A 21,325-nucleotide genomic window follows, 5' to 3' on the forward strand; every position below is an offset into this window, starting at 1 on the left:
GATCATGACCAATTTTTCGCCCCGTGAGATCGTCTCCGAGCTCGACCGCTATATCGTCGGCCAGAACGACGCCAAGCGTGCCGTGGCCATCGCCCTGCGCAACCGCTGGCGTCGGCAGCAGCTCACGGGACCGTTGAAGGAAGAGGTTCTGCCGAAGAACATCCTGATGATAGGCCCCACGGGGTGCGGTAAGACCGAGGTGTCGCGGCGTCTCGCCAAGCTCGCCGGCGCGCCCTTCCTCAAGGTCGAGGCGACCAAGTTCACCGAGGTCGGCTATGTCGGCCGTGACGTGGAGCAGATCATCCGCGATCTCGTCGAAGTCGGCATCGGCCTCGTCCGCACGGCCAAGCGCCGGGATGTAGAGGCGAAGGCGCATCTGGCGGCGGAGGAACGGGTGCTGGTGGCGCTGGTTGGCCCGAACGCGAGCGCGCCGACGCGTGATTCGTTCCGCCGAAAGCTTCGGGCAGGCGAACTTGACGACAAGGAAATCGAGATCGAGGTGCAGGCACCGGCGCCCGGAATTTCCATGTTCGATCTCTCGGGCATGCCGGGCGGCTCCATGGGCGCCATCAATCTCGGCGATATCTTCGGCAAGGCTATGGGCGGTCGGTCCAAGACGCGCCGTGTCACTGTGAAAGAGGCCTATGAGCCGCTGCTGGCCGAGGAGAGCGACAAGCTCATCGATCAGGATCAGATCACCCAGGAAGCTGTCCGTGAGGTGGAGCAAAACGGGATCGTCTTCCTCGACGAGATCGATAAGATCTGCGCCCGCGGCTCGGATACCGGGCGGGGTGGTGGGGCTGACGTCTCGCGCGAGGGTGTGCAGCGCGATTTGCTTCCCCTGATCGAGGGAACGACCGTCTCCACCAAGCACGGCCCAGTGAAGACGGACCACATCCTGTTCATAGCCTCCGGCGCTTTCCATGTGTCGAAGCCGTCCGACCTTTTGCCGGAACTGCAGGGCCGCCTGCCGATCCGCGTGGAGCTGCAACCGCTGAACGAGGCGGATTTCCGCCGCATCCTCACGGAGACCGAGGCAAGCCTGATCAAGCAGTCGGTGGCGATGATGGAGACCGAGGGCGTGACGCTCGTCTTTGCCGATGACGCCATCGATGCCATCGCCAAGGTGGCGGTGGACGTGAACAGCTCGGTCGAGAACATCGGCGCCCGCCGTTTGCAGACGGTGATCGAACGCGTGCTCGACGACATCTCCTTCACGGCGCCGGACCGGGGCGGCGAAACGGTCACCATCACCGGCGACTATGTGCGCGCGGGCGTCGGCGATTTGGCCAAGAACACGGACCTCAGCCGTTTCATTCTGTGAGTTCTGGCGCCACCGCCGCGCCCAAATGTTTCACGTGAGACAGGTCGGCCGGGGATCCACCCCACCCGACCTCGCTGCGCGAGGCCACCCTCCCCCTGAGGGGAGGGATCGGCACGCGCGTTCACGGAGGCGCGATCCTCCCTTTCCAGGGAGGGGCCAGCCGCAGGCTGGCGGAGGGGGACACGCGTTATCCCGGGAGGTACGCCCGTTCCAAGGCCGCGAAAATTAGCCGCTGATCCCCACCGGCGAATAAGCTAGACCTCAGGCATGTCGCTCGCTCGCTCTAGCCTCCTCGTCGGTTCGGCGGCCATCGCCTCGCGCCTCATCGGTTTCGCGCGGGATGTGATGATCGCGCGCGCGCTCGGCGCCGGTATGGCCGCGGACGCCTTTCTGCTTGCCTTTCGGCTTCCCAACGTCGCGCGTCGTGTCTTCGGGGAAGGCGGGCTCAATGCGGGCTTCGTACCGCTCTACAGCCGGATCCGCGCGGAACGGGGCGAGGTGGAGGCGGGGCGCTTTGCCGGTCAGGCCATGAGCAGCGTCGCGGTCGTCCTGCTCGCGGTGACCGCGTTTGTCGAGCTGGCTGCGCCTCTCGTCGTGATAGCTTTGGGGGCCGGCTATGCCGCCGAGGTAGATAAATTCGCGCTGGCGGTGACTTACACGCGGCTGGCCTTCCCGTTTGTTGCGCTGGCGGGGCTCGCATCGCTCGTCGGCGCCTACCTCAACGCCGACCGGCGCTACACGGCGGCCGCCCTCGCGCCGGTGCTGGTGAATGTCCTGATGATCGCCGTGCTGCTGATGCTCGACGTGCCTGACGAGGAGACCGCGATCCGGCAGGGCTGGTGGCTCGCGCTCGCGGTCAGCACCTCCGGCCTCGTGCATCTCGGGATCGTCGTCGCGGCGCTGCTGCGCCATCCCGGCAGTTTTGCATGGCACCGGCCCAGGCTGACGCCCGACATCCGCAGGCTGGCGCGCCGCGTGCTGCCCGCGACAGCCGCAAGCGGCGCGACTCAGCTCGCGGTCGTTGTGGCGACCGCGGTCGCTTCCCAAGAGGCTTCGGCGGTGTCGTGGCTCTACTATGCCGATCGCGTCGCGCAGCTTCCGCTCTCTCTCATCGGCGTGGCGGTGGGCACGGTCTTGCTGTCTGAGGTGGCGGCCCGTCTCGCTGCGGGCGATCATAAGGGCGCGGCCGTCGCGCAGGCACGAGCTCTGGAAGGGGCGCTCGGGCTCGCGCTGCCGGCGGCGGTAGCCCTCGTCATACTCGCCGAGCCGATCAGCGTGATACTCTTCCAGCGTGGAGCCTTCGGCCCGGAGGATGCTGCGGGCACGGCGGTCCTTCTGCGCATGCTGGCCCTTGGCCTTCCCGCAGCTGCCATCGCCAAGGTTCTGGCACAGCCCTTCTTTGCCCGGGAGGCGCTACGCATACCCATCGTCGGCGGGCTCTCATGTCTCGTAGTGACGGGCCTCGCCGGCTATGCGCTCAAATCGGTGCTGGGGATTGCCGGAATCGGCCTCGGCCTTAGCCTTGGCCTTGGCGTGAATGCCTTGGTGCTTTGGGGCGCCGCTCGGTCGACGAGCGAAGCGTCGCCGGTCGGTATGACTCGCCGCGTCATGCTCATGCTTGCTGCCTCGCTCGTGATGGGCGTAGGCCTTGAGGCGGGCATGCGCTGGCTCGCGCCATGGCTCCTCGTGGACCATCTCGCCGCGAGAGCAGGAGCGCTTGCCCTGCTGTGTTGCGGAGGGCTTGCCCTTTACGTCGGTATGGCCTTTGCGACCGGGGCGATACCGCCACAGTTTCTGCGATGGCGTCGCTCTTGAGCTGTGCTATCACGCGGCACCTTGCGCTCAGGCCGGCGCATTGCGATAAGGCCGCACGTTTTTTCATGCAGGTGTTGCCGACGCGTAGCGGGATGGATGGGCCATCCACGACAGGCGCCGGTCTATCCGCATAGGCTGGGGTTGACGGAGTCATCATGGCGGCTTTTCAGGAACGCGTTTTCTCTGGCGTGCAGCCGACGGGAAACCTTCACCTTGGCAATTATCTCGGCGCGATCTCGCGCTTCGTTCCGCTGCAGGACAAGTATGACTGCATCTATTGCGTGGTCGACATGCACGCCATCACCGTGCCGCAGGACCCGGTGGAGCTGAAGCGGCAGATCCGTGAGGTCACGGCCGCCTTCCTCGCCGCCGGCATCGATGCCAGGCGCCATATCGTCTTCAACCAGAGCCAGGTGACGGAACACGCCGAGCTTGCCTGGGTATTCAACTGCGTCGCGCGCATCGGCTGGATGAACCGCATGACGCAGTTCAAGGAGAAGGCTGGCAAGGACCGAGAGAATGCCTCGCTCGGGCTCTATGCCTATCCCTCCCTCATGGCCGCTGACATCTTGGCATACCGGGCGACGCACGTGCCCGTGGGCGAGGACCAGAAGCAGCATCTGGAGCTGACCCGCGACATCGCGCAGAAGTTCAACAACGACTATGCCGCGTCCATTGCCGCGAACGGATTCGGGGACGCCTTCTTCCCGCTGACCGAGCCGCTGATCCAGGGGCCGGCCATGCGCATCATGTCCTTGCGCGACGGCACCAAGAAGATGTCGAAGTCCGACCCGTCGGACTATTCGCGGATCAACTTGACCGATGACGCGGAGACCATCGCTCAGAAGATCCGCAAGGCGAAGACCGACCCGGAGCCCCTGCCGTCGGAGGAGAAGGGGCTCGAAGGTCGCCCCGAGGCGGACAACCTCGTCGGTATTTTCGCGGCGCTGAAGGGCATTCCGCGCACGGACGTGCTGCGCGAGTATGGCGGCGGTCAGTTCTCGGCGTTCAAGGCGGCGCTGATCGACCTCGCCGTCGACCGGCTTGGCCCGCTGGGCGCCGAAATGAAGCGCCTCGTCGACGATCCAGCCTATATCGATTCTGTGCTAATCGACGGTGCTGCCCGGGCCCGCGCAATCGCGAAGCCGACGATCGATGCGGTGAAGGACATACTCGGTTTCGTCAGGGCGAAGTAAAACGCATCGCCTGCATCAATCGTTTCGCATACGATTCGAGCCCGGAAGGCATAGCGCTCCGGCACCCCACCCCTCACCCCTCCCCCGCAAGGGGGAGGGGCGCGGCGACGTAGTGCATTTCCGTCAAATCGGGTGTCGGGAAACGTGAAGGCCAGGGGCTTTTGTTCAGCAGTCTCAACGCGAGACACGCCCCTCGCCCTTGCGGGGAGGGGTAAGGGGTAGCGAACGCCGCGCTTGAGATTGCCGCCATCTGCCAAAGCGCACGCTTAGCCATATAAAGACTTCTTTATGTCTTTATTGCGCGTCTCGCCGCAGCCTGCTATAGAGGCCGCGCTATCGCATCAGAACGGAATCGCGCCATGTCCACCGCTGCCCAGGACTACATCGTAAGGGATATTTCGCTGGCCGATTGGGGCCGCAAGGAAATCGCCATTGCCGAAAGCGAGATGCCCGGCCTCATGGCGGTCCGCGAGGAGTACGGCGCGGCGCAGCCGCTCAAGGGCGCTCGCATCGCCGGCTCGCTGCACATGACAATTCAGACGGCCGTCCTCATCGAGACCCTGAAAGCGCTGGGCGCCGACGTGCGCTGGGTGTCTTGCAACATCTATTCGACCCAGGATCACGCTGCCGCCGCGATCGCAGCGAGCGGCACGCCGGTCTTCGCCGTGAAGGGCGAGACGCTGACCGACTACTGGGATTACACCCGCAAGCTGTTTGAGTGGCATGGCGGCGGTGTGCCGAACATGATCCTTGACGACGGCGGCGACGCGACGCTCTTCGTGCATCTCGGCCTGCGCGCCGAGAACGGCGATACCGCCTTCCTCGAGAAGGCCTCCTCGGAAGAGGAAGAAGTGCTCTTCGCGCTTCTGAAGAAGACGCTCGCCGAGAAGCCCAAGGGCTGGTTCGCCGAGATCGCGCAGTCGATCCGAGGCGTTTCGGAGGAGACGACCACGGGCGTGCATCGCCTCTACATGATGGAGAAGGACGGCAAGCTCCTCTTCCCGGCGATCAACGTCAATGACAGCGTCACCAAGTCCAAGTTCGACAATCTGTATGGCTGCCGCGAGTCGCTGGTCGACGGCATCCGCCGTGGCACCGATGTCATGATGGCCGGCAAGGTCGCCTTCGTCGCGGGCTTCGGCGATGTGGGCAAGGGCTCGGCCGCCTCACTGCGCCAGGCCGGTGCACGTGTGATCGTTTCCGAGGTCGATCCCATCTGTGCGCTGCAGGCGGCGATGGAAGGCTATGAAGTCGCCACCATCGAGGACGCCCTGCCGCGTGCCGACATCTATGTCACGGCCACCGGCAACAAGGACATCATCACCGTCGAGCATATGCGGGGGATGAAGGATCGGGCGATCGTCTGCAACATCGGCCATTTCGACAACGAAATTCAGGTCGCGGGCCTCAAGAACTTCAAGTGGCACAACGTCAAGCCGCAGGTGGATGAGGTCGAGTTCCCCGATGGCAAGCGCATCATCCTGTTGTCGGAAGGCCGCCTGGTGAACCTTGGCAACGCCACCGGCCATCCGTCGTTCGTGATGTCGGCGTCGTTCACGAACCAGACGCTCGCGCAGATCGAGTTGTTCACGAAGCAGGGTCAATACGACAAGAAGGTCTACACCCTGCCCAAGCACCTCGACGAGAAGGTCGCCCGGCTGCATCTCGCCAAGATAGGCGTGAAACTGACGGAGCTCAGCGCCGAGCAGGCCGCCTATATCGGCGTGACGCCGCAGGGGCCCTACAAGCCGGATCATTATCGTTACTGATCCGAATCAGCGACAGCCGGCGAACCTTGTCGGCAGCAAAGACACAGCACCCGGCCTTCAACAGCCGGGTGTTTTTTTGCGTCCGTTAACCACTTCCTGAGGGAGTCTGGCAAACGATACAGTGAAACTGATTCGGCCATTACCCGGTTTTGCCTGCTCGCGCCGCCCGATGGGAAGTGACGCGAGCGGTTTGCGATAGCGGGGGCGGACATCCTGGTTTTGAGGCTTGGGCGCGTGGGTCGGCTCAGGCAGAATCTTGAGAGAAGCGGGTTGAATCGCGTGGCGATGAAGAGGGGGATCGTGGCGAGAATGGCGCGTTTCGGACATCAGCGGAGCCAGAGCAAGGCCAACGCCGGCTCCAGACCTGTCCTGGCGCCAGCCGCAGCGCTCGGTGGCACGGTTTCCGTCCTGACACTCGGCATTTTCGCAGTCCCTTCCATGGCCCAGCCTGCGCCCGGGGTGGCAGAAGGCTTCTCCTTGGCCGGCTGGCTAGCCCGCGCGCCGGGCTCGGGTGGATATCTCGAAACAGCCGTTCCGTTGGCCATCATGGGTGGGCTCACGCTTTTTGCCGCGGCGACCGCCTTCTTCCACCTCCGCGAACGCCGGCGCGCGCAGGAACGGGAAGATGTGCTGGCCGCTGAAGTGGCGCAGCTGCAACTGCGGTGTGATCGGGCCGACGTGATCTTTGCGGCTGAGCGCCGCGTGGTCGTCAGCTTCGGCCACAAGGATGACGATCCCGTCATCGAGGGAGATGTTTCCGTTGTCGGCGAAGGCGCCTCACCGCGCCGCATTCTCGCGTTCGGCTCCTGGCTCACCGCCGCGAGCGCCCAGGCCCTGGAAACCTCTCTTGGCCATCTCAAACGGAACGGCGAGGCATTCCATCTGGTCCTGCGCTCGGTCTCCGGCCTCTATTTCGAAGCGGAAGGCAGCGCGATCAGCGGACAAGCCGTGCTGCGCCTGCGCGAGATCACCGCCGAGCGGCTCGAACTCGTGCGCGCGCATGATGCGCTGATAACCACGCGCGGCGATCTGGAAGGCTTGCAGGCGCTGCTCGACGCCCTGCCCCAACCGGTCTGGCTACGGGATGGGGACGGCGACGTCCTCTGGGTAAACGCAGCCTACGGCCGTGCCGTGGAGGCGAAGGATGCGCGTGACGCCATCGATCGCCGCCTTGAGCTGCTGGACGAACCGGCGCGCTTGGCATCGCAAGACGCTCGCGGCGGTGGTGGCACCTATAAGGCAAGGGTTGCAGCCATTGTCGCGGGCCAGCGACGCACGCTCGACGTCGTGGAAACCCCGACCGGAGAGGGTAGCGCCGGTATAGCCACCGATGTTTCAGAGCTAGAAGCGATGCGGCTCGATCTGCAAAGGCAGATGCAAGCGCATGTGCGCACGCTGGATCAGCTCCCGACCGCCGTGGCGAGCTTCGACGGCAACGAGCGCCTGGTGTTTTACAACGCGGCCTACCGTGAGTTCTGGCAGCTCGACGCCGAATTTCTTGATTCGCGGCCAAAGGATGGTGAAATCCTGGACCGGCTACGCTCCGAGCGCCGTCTCCCCGAGCAGGCGGACTTCCGTGTCTGGAAGAACGAGATCCTGGCCGGATACAAGACTTTGGAGACTCAGGAGCATTGGTGGTATCTGCCGGACGGACGGACCCTGCGGGTGATAGGCAATCCCGCCCCGAAGGGCGGCGTCACCTATCTCTTCGATGACGTCACGGAGCGCGTCCAGATGGAATCGCGCTACAATGCCCTCGTTCGGGCTCGCGGCGAGACGTTGGATTCGCTCCGGGAAGGTGTGGTTGTCTTTGCGGCCGATGGCAGTCTGACGCTCTTCAACCCCGCCTTTGCCACGATCTGGAACCTGGAGCCCTCGCTGCTGGCGGGGCATCCTCACATCGACGCGATCGTGGCCCTCTGCGGCCACCTCTCCGAAGATTCGGATTGGAGCGAGTTGCGTATGGCGGTTACGGGCCTCTACGATACACGCACCAGCCACTCCCAACGCATCAAGCGCCCGGATGGCACGGTCGTCGATTGCGTGACAGCACCGCTGCCCGACGGCTCTACGCTGATAACCTTTACCGATGTCACGGCGGCGGTCGATGTGGAGCGGGTCCTCACGGAGCGTAACGACGCGCTGGAGAAAACCTCGCGTCTGCGCGACGATTTCGTCCACCACGTCTCCTACGAGTTGCGTTCGCCGCTCACCAACATCATTGGCTTCACGCAGCTTCTGGGCGACGAGACCGTCGGCGCGCTGAACGCGCGCCAGCGCGAATACACCTCCCACATCACGAAATCGTCGGCCGCGCTGCTGGCCATCATCAACGATATTCTCGATCTCGCCACCATCGACAACGGCTCGATCGAGCTCGACCTTGGGCCGGTGGACGCGCGCGAGACCATCGCGGCCGCGGTGCGCGGGTTGGACGACCGCCTGGTGGAGCGCAATATCCAGCTTGATATCGAAGTGGCACCGAACATCGGCGTCTTCATTGCGGATGCCAAGCGCGTGCGCCAGGTGTTGTTCAACCTCCTGTCGAATGCGGTCAGCTTTTCCGCGGTTGGGCAGAGGGTCAAGGTTTCGGCCTACAAGCAGAACGACGAGATTCTGTTCTCGGTGGCCGACGAGGGACCCGGTATTCCGCACGAGATCAAGGCCCATGTCTTTGATCGGTTCGAGAGCTACGCTATCGGCTCCCGGCATCGCGGTGTCGGCCTCGGCCTCTCCATCGTGCGGTCCTTCGTGGAGCTGCACGGCGGCCATGTTGAACTCGACTCGGGCACGGGCCGCGGAACAACGGTAGTGTGTCATTTCCCGGCAGCCGGCGGGCTCGCCCGCGTCGCGGCCGAATAAGAGCAGTGTGACGCGATGACGGCGGTGACAGTAATGGCGTTCGACGACACCACAGACGGCTCGGCTGCCGCGACGACCATCAACAGCCTCCTCTCACCACCCGCTCCCGCCCTCGTGCGCGAAGACAGCCGCACGGCGGAGGCGGCTTGGGATTTTCCCATCGACAATGAGGCGGGAACTGAAGCCCTGGCGCAGCTTCTCGCAGAGGAGCTCAGGCCGGGCGACCTCGTGACTTTGTCCGGCGACCTCGGCGCCGGAAAGACCACCTTCGCGCGGGCGCTGATCCGCATTCTGGCGGACGACCCCGACCTCGAGGTGCCGAGCCCAACCTTCACCCTGATGCAGCTCTATGAGACCGGCCATGGCACCGTAGTCCATGCCGATCTCTACCGCGTTGGCGACGCCTCGGAGCTGGAGGATCTCGGCTGGGACGAGGCGAGCGAGGAAGCCATCGTCCTCGTCGAATGGCCAGACAGGGCGGCGGGCGTTCTCGCCGCGGATAGGCTGGATGTCGCGCTGACCCATGTGAATGGCGACAACTACGAGGCGCGGCGTGTCAGGCTCACTGGCACCGGCCGTTTCGCGCCTCGCCTTGCGCGGCTGCAATCCCTTCGCCGGCTGCTGGAGAAGACAACCTGGGGCGAGGCGCGTCGCGAGCATATTCAGGGCGACGCATCGGTTCGCCTGTACGATCGCCTGCACAAGGCCAGCGGTGAGACCGCGATCCTGATGATCGCCCCGCCACGGCTGGCTGGACCGGCGATCCGCAACGGGCGACCCTATCACGAGTTGGCGAAGCTCGCCGAGCGCGTCGATGCCTTCGTCGCCGTGGCGCAGGGCCTGCGCGCGGAGGGCTTCAGCGCACCCGAGATCTATGGAGCCGATCTCGACCAGGGCCTCGTTTTGGTCGAGGATCTCGGCCAGGAGCCTGTAACGAATGCGGATGGCCCCATCCCGGAGCGCTACCGCGAGGCCATCGGCGTGCTCGCCGCGTTGCACGACAGGGAGTTGCCGAGCGTTCTGCCCGTTATGGACGGGCGCGAGCATACCCTGCAGCCCTATGATCTGGAGGCGCTCCTGATCGAGGCCGAGCTGCTGCTGGACTGGTACGCGCCGCACAAGGGCGGTGGTTCCCTGGGCGCCGCCGCCCGTTCCGATTTCATCAAGGTCTGGACCGAGCTTCTTGGACAGGTGATGAATGGCCCGCAGACCTGGACGCTGCGCGACATGCATTCTCCTAACCTGTTCTGGCTTCCGGAGCGGCAGGGGCTGGCGCGCGTCGGGCTGATCGATCTGCAGGACACGGTGCTGGGCCACCCGGCCTACGACGTGGCGGCCTTGTTGCAGGACGCGCGGGTGACCGTGCCTGCCGCGCTTGAGTTGGAGCTCGTCGCCCATTACGCGAAGCTTCGCCGGGCACAGAATCCGGACTTCGACATGGCGAGCTTCGCCGAGGCCTACGCGATTTTGGGCGCGCAGCGTGCGACCAAGCTGTTCGGCATTTTCGTGCGCCTCGACAAGCGCGACGGCAAACCCCAATATCTCGATCATCTGCCACGGATGCAGGACTATCTCGCCCGCAATCTCGCACATCCGGTGTTGTCGGAGCTGAAGCTCTGGTATGAGGCTCGCCTGCCGGGCCTTGTCGCCCGCCCCCCCGCATAGCGGCCGCTTCCTTCGATCCGGAGGACGGCCTCCTCAAGATCGATCCACGATGACAGACGGTTCGACGATAGATTCTTCCGCGAACGCTGGCCGCAAGGCAGATCAGCACGCGGGCCGAGAAGCTGGACAACTGCCGATCACCGCCATGGTGCTCGCCGCCGGCCTCGGCAAGCGAATGCGCCCGATCACGGCGACGACCCCGAAACCCCTCATCCGCATCGCGGGCCGCTCCCTGCTCGATCATGGGCTCGATCGGCTGGCGGCCGCCGGGGTGAAGCGGGCCGTCGTTAACGTCCATTACCTGGCCGATCTCGTCGAGCAGCACCTGAAGCGCCGCAAAGCGCCGGAGATCATCATATCCGACGAGCGCGGAAAGCTCCTCGAGACAGGAGGCGGCGTCAAGAAGGCTCTGCCCCTGCTCGGGGAGGATCCGTTCTTCATCATCAATACCGATTCGTTGTGGCTTGAGGGGCCACATGGCAACATCGCGCGCATGGGGCGGATCTGGGATCCGGCGCGCATGGATATTCTGCTCCTGCTTGCCTCCGGCGCCACTAGCATCGGCGACGAGGGCTACGGCGATTTCACGATGGATCCGGCTGGCATCCTGCGGCGGCGCGGGGAACGGGAACTCGCCCCGTTCATTTACGCCGGTGTGGCAATCGCCAAGCCCGAGCTGTTCGCGGATACGCCGGACGGGCCGTTCTCGCTGAACCTCCTGTTTGACCGTGCCATTGCCGCGGGCCGTCTCTATGGCGTGAGGCTCGACGGCCAGTGGCTACATGTGGGCACGCCGGCCGCCGTCAAACTCGCTGAAGAGACCTTCGTCGCGAGCGCGAGGTAGGATGGTTGGGAGGTAAGCTTGGCTAGGGCGCCATCGCCAAGAGTCTTCACCATTGCGCCAGGCGCGCCTTTCCTGCCGACTCTGGTCGAGGCTCTGGCTTCCGGGCGCCTTGTGCCCGGCCTCCAGCTTTCCGACGGGACCGTCGATCCGCTGGTCCTTGCCGATACCACCATCTTCCTGCCCACGCGGCGCGCTGCGCGGGCGCTGACCACCCTTCTTGCCGAGCGCTGCGGCGGACGCGCTGTGCTTCTGCCGCGCATCGTTCCGCTGGGCGATGTGGACGACGCCGAGATAGCGTTGGCCGCCGACCTCGGCGCGATGGGCGAGGGGGACTTCGCTGGCCTGCCGCCGGCTATCGGTGAGACCGAACGGCGCCTCATCCTGACGCGGCTGGTGCTCGCCTGGGCCAAGGCCGTCGATCGGGCCCTCCTGCGGCTCGACGATCACGAGCCGTTGCTCGTGCCTGCCTCTCCCGCAGATGCGCTCGGGCTGGCGGGTGATCTTGCCCGCCTCATGGATGCGCTTGCCACGGAGGGGATTGCCTGGGAAAGCTTGCACAGCCTCGTGGAGGACCGCTACTCCCGTTACTATGGCATCACGCTCGACTTCCTGAAGATCGCCGCGGAGACTTGGCCCCAGATCCTGGTGGACCGCGGCGTGAGCGACCCTGTCAGCCGTCGCAATGCCATCATCCTCGCTGATGCCGCACGGCTCGCCCGCGAGCGGCCGGAGGCGCCGATGATCGTTGCGGGGTCCACGGGCTCGGTGCCCGCGACCGCCCATCTCATCGCGGCGGTATCGCGGTTGCCGCAGGGCGCCGTCGTTTTGCCGGGCCTCGACCGGGGTCTTGATGAGCTCTCGTGGCGCGCCATCGCGGATGCGCGTCACGGCCACCCACAGGCCGCCTTGCAGCGCCTCATCGCCACCATCGGTATCGACCGCGCCGATGTTCAGGAGCTCGCGGATCTCGCCCCTGAGGTCGCCGCCCGCGCAATTTTTCTTGCGGAGGCGCTGCGTCCTGCCGAGACGACCCATGTTTGGGCAGAGCATCGAAGGGGAACCGACGATCTCTTCGCCAGAGACTTCGCCGCCACCACGGACGCCGCCCTTGCAGGCTTGATCCTCGTGGAGGCGCCGGACGAGCGCTCGGAGGCGCTGGCCGCGGCCCTCGCCATGCGCGAGACGCTGGAGACGCCGGGCGCGACGGTCGCGCTCGTCACCCCGGACCGTATGCTGGCGGAACGCACTATCGCCGAGCTCGCCCGGTGGGATATCGCGGTAGAGGATTCGGCCGGACTCCCGCTGAGCCGAACCCGCGCGGGAAGCCTTGCCCAGCTCGTCGCGGACGCGGCGCTTGCCGACTGCGCGGCACCACAGCTGCTGGCGCTTCTCAACCATCCCGACGCGACTTTCGGACAGAGCTTCGCGACGGCACGCCAAGTGGCGGCGGAGCTCGAAATCGGGCTGCTGCGCGGTCCGGAGGCACCACCTGGTATCGCCGGTTTGAAGGCCATTCTTCCCGAACGTCAGAGGGAAGCGGCGAGCCGTCGCAGCCCGCGCCCCTTGCGGCGCCTCGGCCCAGCCGCGTGGAACAGGGTGGCAGCGCTGCTTGACGCGCTCCAGGCCGCCTTCGCGCCGCTCGAGCGACAGATTCTCGCGGATGGTCAGGTCGATCTCGTCGCCATGGCCTCAGCGCACGACGAGGTGTTGCGCGCGGTTTCAGCACGCACGTCGGATGAGGATTGGGACCCGCCGCGGGCAGATGGCTGGGGTGATCTCGCCAGCCTGTTCGACGATCTCGCGGTCGTGCAGTCCGCCGAACTCATCGGCCGCCCCGGGGATTATCCCGCGTTCTTTGCAGGGCTTCTCGCGGAGCGCGTGCTGCGCCGGGGCGAGGCGGCCCATCGGCGCGCCAAGGTCTTCGGCCTGCTGGAGGCTCGTCTCCTGACCGCTGACAGGATCGTGCTGGGTGGCCTCGACGAAGGCATCTGGCCGCCGGCCGTCCGGACGGACGCCTTCCTCAATCGGCCCATGCGCACCGCGCTGGGCATGAGTCCGCCGGAGCGGCGCATCGGCCAGACTGCCCATGACTTCGTCGAGGCGCTCGGCACGCGTGATGCCGTCATCACCCGCTCGCTCAAGCGCGAGGGAGCGCCGACCGTGCCGTCGCGTTTCCTGCAGCGCATGAAGGCGCTGGCGGGGAGCGAAGCCTGGGAGGCGGTTCGTGCGCGGGGCCGCGCCATCCTCGCCTGGGCCGAGGCCATCGATCGGGTGCCCGCTGAGCCGCCCTTGCGCCGGCCAATGCCGAAGCCGCCGCTCCACCTCATACCGCGCTCCCTCAGTGTCACTGAGGTGGAGACGCTGGTGCGCGATCCCTATGCCATCTACGCCCGGCATGTGTTGAAGCTCGACCCGCTGGACGGGCTTGCGGTGCCGCCGGGCGCCGCGGACCGAGGCAATCTCGTCCATGAGGCGCTCGGCCGTTTCGCCCTGGCCTATCCGGCGGCGCTTCCGGCCGATGCGCTCGCCGCCCTCACGGCGATCGGTCGCGAGGTCTTCGCTCCGTATGGCGCCTACCCCGATGTCATGGCCCTGTGGTGGCCGCGCTTCCTCAGGCTGGCGGAGGCGTATGTGGCCTGGGAGGCCGCCCGTCGGCCGGGGCTGGCGCGGCTTCACGCCGAGATTTCCGGGGGGCTCGATCTGGTGCTCGCGGACGGGTCGAGCTTCGCCCTGCGCGGGCGGGCCGACCGCGTCGAGGAAAGCAGCGACCGTGCCGTCATCGTCGACTTCAAGACGGGTCAGGTGCCGACACCCAAGCAGATCTTCGCAGGCTTCGCGCCGCAGATGACGCTGGAAGCCGCGATGCTGGTGGCCGGCGGTTTCAAGGGCCCGGCGCCGATGCCCGCGGACCGGATTGACCTTCTGTATGTTGGCGCCAGCGGCGGCAAGGAGCCTCTCAAGCCTCGACCCGTGCAACCGGAGCGAGGCGAGACCCGGAGCGTCGCCGATCTCGTCGCAGAGCACCCCACCCGACTGGCGCAGCTCCTGTCACGCTATTGCCGAGGCGAGATCGGTTTCGCGTCGCGTCCCTTTGCGGAATATGCCAAGCGCGAAGGGGTCTATGACCATCTGGCGCGGGTGCGCGAATGGTCCATCGGCGGCGACGACGGAGGCGGCGAATGAACGCTCCGCCATCATCCACCCGGGTGTCCTCTGCCGATGAGGTGATCGGCCGGGTCATCGCCCAGCAGCACCGGGCCGCCGATCCCGCCGCCTCCGCCTGGGTGTCGGCTAACGCGGGTTCCGGCAAGACCACCGTGCTTGCCAACCGGGTGCTTCGGCTCCTGCTCGCCGGCGCGGAGCCCGGCCGCATCCTTTGCCTCACCTTCACCAAGGCCGCCGCGGCCAATATGTCGAACCGCGTGTTCGACGATCTCGGCCGGTGGGTGGCGCTGGATGACGCTGCGCTCGATGCCGCCTTGCTCCGCCTCACCGGCAAGCCTTCGACCGCCGATCTCCGCTCTGTCGCCCGCCGGCTCTTCGCCCGCGCCATCGAAACGCCGGGCGGGCTTAAGATCGAGACCATTCACGCCTTCTGTGAGCGCGTGCTGCATCTTTTCCCCTTCGAGGCGAATGTCCCGGCGCGCTTTGAGGTGCTGGACGACACGGACGCGGCCGATCTCCTCGCTCGGGCACGCGTTGCCGTGATCAGCGATGCCATCGCCGGTCGCGCGCCCGCGCTCGAGACTGCGCTGTCCCGGCTGGTGGAGGAGGCGGGCGACGTCACCATCGACAAGGCCCTTGCTGAGGCATTGCGCGCCAAAGCCTTGCTGCGGCAGGGTGTTTCGAGCTCGGGCGGCGTCGCGATCGAGTCCATCAAGGAGGCGCTCGGGCTCGCGCCCAACGACGATCGCGCCGGCGTCGAATGGGCGATCCTGGGCGAGGGCATCCCCGAGGCCGAGTGGCCCGACATCATCGCGGCACTCGCCGCGGGGCAGAAGACGGACAGGGATCTCGCCGATTGCCTCGGTAGCGCGCTCGCCGCGACGAACCAGGCGGACAAGCTTGCCGCCTATCAATCGCTGTTCTTTACCAAGGCTGGAGAGCCGCGTTCTGATAGTCGCTTCGGCACGAAAGCCATCGATCCAGTCCTGATCCAGCAGCTCCGCGACGAGCGTGATCGGCTCTGCGGGTTGTCCGGACGGCTCAGGGCGGTGCTCGCCGTCGAGCGCACGGCCGCCCTGCTGACGCTGGCAAGTGCTGTCTTCAAGCGTGTCGAGGCCCTCAAGAACGCGCGCGGGGCGTTGGATTTCGACGATCTCATCGGACGGACGGTCGATCTCTTCGCTCGCCATGAGGCGGCCTGGGTGCTGTACAAGCTGGACGCCGGCATCGACCACATCCTGGTCGACGAGGCGCAGGACACAAGTCCGGCGCAATGGCGCATCCTCAAGGCGCTCGCGGAGGAATTCACCGCCGGCGAGAGCGCCGCGCTGACGCAGCGGACGCTGTTCGCGGTCGGTGATCCCAAGCAGTCTATCTACGGCTTCCAGGGCGCGGCGCCGCGCGAGTTCGATGGCAGCGGGCGTTATTTCCGTCAGCGCGTCGAGGCTGCCGGCCAAGCCTTTGAGGATGTGCGCCTGACCGTATCCTTCCGCTCGGCGCCAGAGGTGCTGAAGGCGGTTGATGCGGTCTTTGCCGATCCCCAGCATTTCCAGGGGCTGTCGTTCGATGACCTCGCCGTCGGCACGGTGCATGAGAGCGCCCGGCCGCAGCTCGCGGGCCTTGTCGAGTTCTGGGAGACCGAGCGCCCCACAGAAGTGGTCGATTCAGAGGCCTGGACGCTGCCGGTCGATGAGCTCGAAGAAGGGTCACCCCAGGTGCGGCTGGCGCGGCGTATCGCGCGCGCCGTGAAGCACTGGACCGGAAAGGGCGACGACGGCCGGCACTTCTCACCCGGCGATATCCTCATCCTCGTGCGCAAGCGCGGAGGGTTCTACGAATCTCTGATCCGCGCGCTGAAGGACACCGGTCTGCCGGTCGCGGGCGCAGACCGGCTCAAGGTCACCGAGCACATCGCGGTGCGCGATCTCGTCGCCGCCGGCCGCGCGGCTTTGTTGCCAGCAGACGACCTGACGCTCGCAGCGCTCCTGAAATCCCCTCTCGTCGGCTTGGACGACGATGATCTCATGCGGATCGCCGCTGAGCGGCCCGAGGATGGCTCGCTCGATCACGCCCTGGCGCTGGCGGCGGAAGCCGGCGATATCAGGGCCGCGCGCACCGTCGCGCTGCTGGCGGAGTGGCGGCAGCGGGCGCGCCGGGGCGGCCCCTTCGCCTTCTACGCTCATCTTATCGGGCCTGGTGGCGGACGCCGCCGGCTGGTGGCGCGTCTCGGCGCAGAGGCGGGCGACGCTATCGACGAATTCATGGCCGCAGCGCTCGGCCATGAGCGGCGGCAGGCGCCCTCCCTGGCCGCCTTCCTCATCGCTTTCGGCGAGGCTGAGCGCGAGGTGAAGCGCGACCTCGAAGACGGTCATGATGAGATCCGCGTCATGACCGTGCACGGCGCCAAGGGGCTGGAAGCACCCGTTGTCATCCTCGCCGACGGTTGCGACGTCCCCAGTGGGCGCACCGATCCGAAGCTTTTCGCCATCGCCGGCCGCGATGGCCTTGCCTTGCCGATCTGGTCTCCCAGGAGCGAGCTCGATCCCCCGCCGGTCGCGGACGTACGTGACAGATTGCGGCGCGAGGCGGAGGAGGAGCACAACCGTCTGCTCTATGTGGCGATGACTCGGGCCAAGGAGCGGCTGGTGGTCGCGTCCTACACGAGCCTTGGCCGTGACACGAAGACCGGTGATTACAAACCGTTGCCGGACAAGAGCTGGCCGGCAATGATCCGCAAGGGACTTGAGGCCGGCGCATACGGGCTGGTTCAGGCCCGGGCCCCCCACGGCAACGGCACCGTATGGCGTTGGCGAGATCCGGCGCGGGTGGCGAGCCCCTCCCAGACCCCGAACGTCACCTCGTCCGCTTCGCCGACCCTGCCCGCCTGGCTCGATCGCGCTCTGCCGCCCGAAGCGGAGGCGAGACCCCCTCTCAGGCCATCGAGCGCCCTCGGCGCGGCTGATCAGCTTCCGGAGGCCGCAAGTCTTTCCTCCGCCCCCCTTGGCGGAGCCTTGGGCTTGCCGCTGCCGCGTTCACGGCGGGATGAGGACGCCCGCCGCGTTGCCCGGCTTGGCGGCGACTTCCTGCACAGGCTCCTGCAGCATCTACCAGAAGGCTTCAGCCGTGGCGGTGAGAATGCGGCGCGGGAAATCGCGAAGCTTCTGGAGGTACGCGCGGCAGGGCTCGATGCGGTAAGGCGAGAGGCCATTCTCGCTGATGCGCTGGCGGTGCTCGTCCGGCCGGACCTCGCGGCCCTGTTCGGTCCGTCAAGTCGCGCTGAAGTGCCGATCGCCGGCTCGATAATTATCGATGGTGAGACTGTGCCCGTCTCGGGCCAAATCGACCGTCTGGCCGTGACCGACGACGCAGTCCATGTCGCCGATTTCAAGACGAGTCACTGGCCGCCCGCAACGCTTGAGGCGGCTCCACCGGGCCATCTCGCGCAGCTTGCGGTGTATGCGGCCTTGCTCGCGGAGGTTTATCCCGATCGGCCCATCCGCGCCTTCCTCGTCTATACGCGAGGGCCACGGGTGTTCGCCGTGCCGCCGGAGGCGCTCGAGGCTGCACTCATGCTTGTCAAGCAGGCGTGACTTGTGCTGCCTGCTCCTTGACCCACCCCGGGACGCTTCTTACGTTCCTCATCCAACGGACGGCCATGGGCTCTCCCGTGCAGCCTGCCACCACGAAAGGTTTTTTCATCATGGCGACCATCAAGGCAACCGATGCGAGTTTCGAGGCCGACGTCCTGAAGGCCGGCGAGCCGGTGGTTGTGGACTTCTGGGCGGAATGGTGCGGCCCCTGCAAGATGATCGGCCCGGCCCTTGAGGAGATTTCCACGGAGCTCGCCGGCAAGGTCAAAGTCGTGAAAGTGAATGTGGATGAGAACCCGGCGACCGCCGCGCAGTTTGGCATCCGTTCCATCCCGACGCTGCTCCTCTTCAAGGACGGCAAGCTCGCCGGCCAAAAGGTCGGCGCGGCGCCAAAGAGCGCCCTCTCGGACTGGATCTCCGGTTCGGTCTGATTCGATCCGGCGCCTGCGGCGCCGCGTTTTTCGAGAGAGTGAAAGAAAGCCCGGCGCTCTCGCGGAGCCGGGCTTTTTTATTGACGCAGTCCGTGTGGCAAGCAGGGTGACACGCACAGGACCGCCGGCGCTGATCCCTTCCCTTCAGGGGAGGGGGCGCCGCAGACGCCGGGTGGGGCTGCGCCGGGACTGATCCGTCCGGAAGATGGCAGCAACAGTTTATTGCCAGCGGAGCACCATTCCCGGCCTCGTCACTCCACCCGACCTCGCTGGCGCGAGCCCCCTAAGGGAAGGGATCGCTGTGGCAGTTTGCCACTCGCTGCGCATCAGCGGCGAGGAAACGCGGGGTGGTTTCCGCTGCAATCCGGCGGACGCTCAGGTCGGCGGAGTTCCGTTCGCCGCCAGCACTTCGCCAGCGAAATAGAGCGACCCCGTGATCAGGATGCGGGGAGGATGCTCCCAATCCTGGTGTCTGAGGGAGGTAAGCGCAGCCTCGACACTGGCATGAGCCGACGTGACGAAGCCGAGCTCCTGGGCGATTTCGGCGATTTCCTCGGCGGAGCGCGCCGCGAGCTGCGTCGTCATCGACACCGCCAGCAGCTCGCGGGCAAGGCCAGCGAAGGGGGAAAGGAAGCCGACCGCATCCTTGGTGCCGAGCATACCGACGATGAGCACGAGAGGCGCGGGCCTGCTCTCTTCCATGTCAGCCATGGCGCTGGCGACGGCGCGGCCTCCATCCGGGTTGTGCCCCCCGTCGAGCCAGATTTCAGCGCCGTCAGGCGCATGCCCGATGAGATCGCCGCGTGTCAGGCGCTGCATCCGTGCTGGCCAGTCCGCGGTTTTGACTCCCGCCTCATACGCGGTGACCGGTAGACGATCGAAGCCGCCGGTTCGCAGCGCCGCGATCGCGGTGCCCGCATTGATATGCTGGTGGCGGCCAGTCAGGCGAGGCAGCGGTAGATCGAGGAGGCCGCGCTCGTCCTGATAGACGAGGCGCCCGCCTTCCTCATGCACGGAAAAATCCTGTTCGCCGATGATCAGCGGCGCCCCGATGCGCTCGGCTCGAGCTTCCAGCACGGCTGAGGCCTCTGGATCCTGCGGCGCGAGGACCGCGGGCACGCCGCGCTTGAAAATCCCGGCCTTGGCCGCGGCGACACTGGTGATGCGGTTGCCCAGATATTCAGGATGGTCCAGTGAGACGGGCGTCACCACCGTCACCAGCGGCTCCGAGATAACGTTGGTGGCATCGGCCTCACCGCCGAGCCCCACTTCGAGAAGGAGGACGTCAGCCGGATTTTCCGCAAACAGCAGAAACGCCGCAGCTGTCGTGATCTCGAAGAAGGTGATCGGCTCGCGGCCGTTGGCCTCCTCGCAGCGACGGAACGCATCGAGCAGGCGCTGCTCGTCGACGATGCGGCTGCCGCCGGGGGCCCCGAGCCGGATGCGCTCGTGGTAACGCACCAGATGCGGCGAGGTATAGACATGCACCGCCAGCCCCGCAGCCTCCAGAATGGCGCGCATGAAGGCGATGGTGGAGCCCTTGCCGTTCGTGCCGGCGACATGGATGACCGGCGGAAGCCGGTTCTCTGGATGGCCTAGGGTCGCCAGCAAGCGCGCGATGCGGCCGAGCGAAAGGTCGATCACCTTGGGATGGAGCGCAAGAAAACGCGCCAGCAGGGCATCGGATGAATCCATTGCTTCTTGCTCCGCGCAGCCTCGCCGGCGACCTACTCCGCGGCGGCTTCCAGCATCTGCTGCGGTTCCGGCGCTGGCTCGTCCTTCACCTCCGCCGCAGGCGCGGCGGGCATTCGCATCAGGAGCCGGCTCAGGCGGGCGATCGTTGCCTTCAAGTCATGGCGATGGACAACCATGTCGACCATGCCGTGATCCTTGAGATATTCCGAGCGCTGGAAGCCCGGCGGCAGCTTTTCGCGGATGGTTTGCTCGATGACGCGGGGTCCGGCGAAGCCGATGAGCGCGCCTGGCTCGGCGATATGAACGTCGCCCAGCATGGCATAGGACGCTGTGACGCCGCCTGTGGTCGGGTTTGTGAGCACGACGATATAGGGGAGCTTCGCGTCTCGCAGGCGCTGCACGGCGACCGTCGTGCGCGGCATTTGCATGAGCGAGAGGATACCCTCTTGCATGCGCGCTCCGCCTGACGAGACGAAGAGAACGAAAGGCGTGCCACGGCTGCGCGCGGTGTCGAGGCCCGTAATGATGGCCTCGCCGGCCGCCATGCCGAGCGATCCGCCCATGAATTCGAAATCCTGGACCGCGATTGTCGTCTTCTGGCCCTCGACATCGCCGACGCCGACCAGTACCGCGTCCTGCATGCCGGTCTTGGCCTTGGCGTCGCGAAGGCGATCGACGTAGCGCTTCTCATCCCGGAACTTGAGCGGATCGACCGCAGCTTCAGGCGTCGGAATCGCTTCCCACCGGGCGTCGTCGAACATCGCCTTCAGGCGATTGGCCGCCGTCATGCGCAGGTGATAGTTGGAACCGGGAATGACGTAGAGATTCGCCTCCACGTCCTTGTGGAACACCATCTGCCCCGTATCTGGGCATTTGATCCAGAGGTTCTCCGGCACTTCGCGCTTGAAGAGCGTTTTGATCTTCGGCCGAACGACGTCGGAGATCCAATTCATCGTTTATCCATCCTTC

12 protein-coding genes are annotated in these 21,325 nt (G+C 66.0%); 10 read left to right on the forward strand and 2 right to left on the reverse strand.

Annotated features, from left to right (window positions below; translation table 11 throughout):
• The first annotated feature begins 4 nt into the window (after positions 1-4).
• The 10 genes from hslU to trxA all read left to right on the forward strand — a co-directional run bounded on the left by hslU (position 5) and on the right by trxA (position 18,661).
• The gene (hslU, locus tag KIO76_RS06775; RefSeq protein WP_213322076.1) at positions 5-1,324 is read left to right on the forward strand and encodes an ATP-dependent protease ATPase subunit HslU; all 1,320 of its coding nucleotides are present in this window, start codon (positions 5-7) and stop codon (positions 1,322-1,324) included.
• Between the two features lie 267 nt (positions 1,325-1,591).
• On the forward strand, positions 1,592-3,139 hold the full coding sequence (murJ, locus tag KIO76_RS06780; protein ID WP_213322078.1) for a murein biosynthesis integral membrane protein MurJ: 1,548 nt from the start codon (positions 1,592-1,594) through the stop codon (positions 3,137-3,139).
• Positions 3,140-3,294: 155 nt separating this feature from the next.
• Positions 3,295-4,335, forward strand: a complete 1,041-nt coding sequence (gene trpS / locus KIO76_RS06785) for a tryptophan--tRNA ligase (protein WP_213322080.1) — start codon at positions 3,295-3,297, stop codon at positions 4,333-4,335.
• A 359-nt stretch (positions 4,336-4,694) separates the two neighbouring features.
• Positions 4,695-6,104, forward strand: coding sequence for an adenosylhomocysteinase (ahcY, locus tag KIO76_RS06790; protein ID WP_213322082.1), 1,410 nt, complete (start codon positions 4,695-4,697; stop codon positions 6,102-6,104).
• A gap of 309 nt (positions 6,105-6,413) precedes the next feature.
• A complete protein-coding gene (locus KIO76_RS06795; protein WP_249729517.1) occupies positions 6,414-8,966 on the forward strand; it encodes a sensor histidine kinase in 2,553 nt (850 codons plus the stop codon).
• 15 nt (positions 8,967-8,981) lie between these two features.
• Positions 8,982-10,631: a tRNA (adenosine(37)-N6)-threonylcarbamoyltransferase complex ATPase subunit type 1 TsaE gene (gene tsaE / locus KIO76_RS06800; protein WP_249729518.1), complete on the forward strand. Its 1,650-nt coding sequence runs from the start codon at positions 8,982-8,984 to the stop codon at positions 10,629-10,631.
• A 145-nt stretch (positions 10,632-10,776) separates the two neighbouring features.
• On the forward strand, positions 10,777-11,475 hold the full coding sequence (locus KIO76_RS06805) for a nucleotidyltransferase family protein (protein ID WP_249729773.1): 699 nt from the start codon (positions 10,777-10,779) through the stop codon (positions 11,473-11,475).
• 18 nt (positions 11,476-11,493) lie between these two features.
• Complete coding sequence (addB, locus tag KIO76_RS06810) at positions 11,494-14,658, forward strand: double-strand break repair protein AddB (protein WP_213322085.1); 3,165 nt, start codon at positions 11,494-11,496, stop codon at positions 14,656-14,658.
• Complete coding sequence (gene addA / locus KIO76_RS06815) at positions 14,655-18,230, forward strand: double-strand break repair helicase AddA (RefSeq protein ID WP_213322086.1); 3,576 nt, start codon at positions 14,655-14,657, stop codon at positions 18,228-18,230. The genes addB and addA overlap by 4 nt, the downstream gene beginning before the upstream one ends.
• 110 nt (positions 18,231-18,340) lie before the next feature.
• Positions 18,341-18,661: a thioredoxin gene (gene trxA / locus KIO76_RS06820; protein ID WP_213322087.1), complete on the forward strand. Its 321-nt coding sequence runs from the start codon at positions 18,341-18,343 to the stop codon at positions 18,659-18,661.
• 375 nt (positions 18,662-19,036) lie between these two features.
• Here the strand turns inward: trxA and KIO76_RS06825 are convergent, their stop codons facing one another.
• Together KIO76_RS06825 and accD are read right to left on the reverse strand one after the other, a co-directional pair.
• A complete protein-coding gene (locus KIO76_RS06825) occupies positions 19,037-20,356 on the reverse strand; it encodes a bifunctional folylpolyglutamate synthase/dihydrofolate synthase (protein ID WP_213322088.1) in 1,320 nt (439 codons plus the stop codon).
• Positions 20,357-20,388: 32 nt separating this feature from the next.
• Positions 20,389-21,309 (reverse strand): acetyl-CoA carboxylase, carboxyltransferase subunit beta, encoded by a 921-nt coding sequence (gene accD / locus KIO76_RS06830; RefSeq protein ID WP_213322090.1) that lies wholly within the window; start codon positions 21,307-21,309, stop codon positions 20,389-20,391.
• Between the last annotated feature and the right edge of the window lie 16 nt (positions 21,310-21,325).

This window comes from Chelatococcus sp. YT9 (genome assembly GCF_018398315.1).
GTDB lineage: Bacteria > Pseudomonadota > Alphaproteobacteria > Rhizobiales > Beijerinckiaceae > Chelatococcus.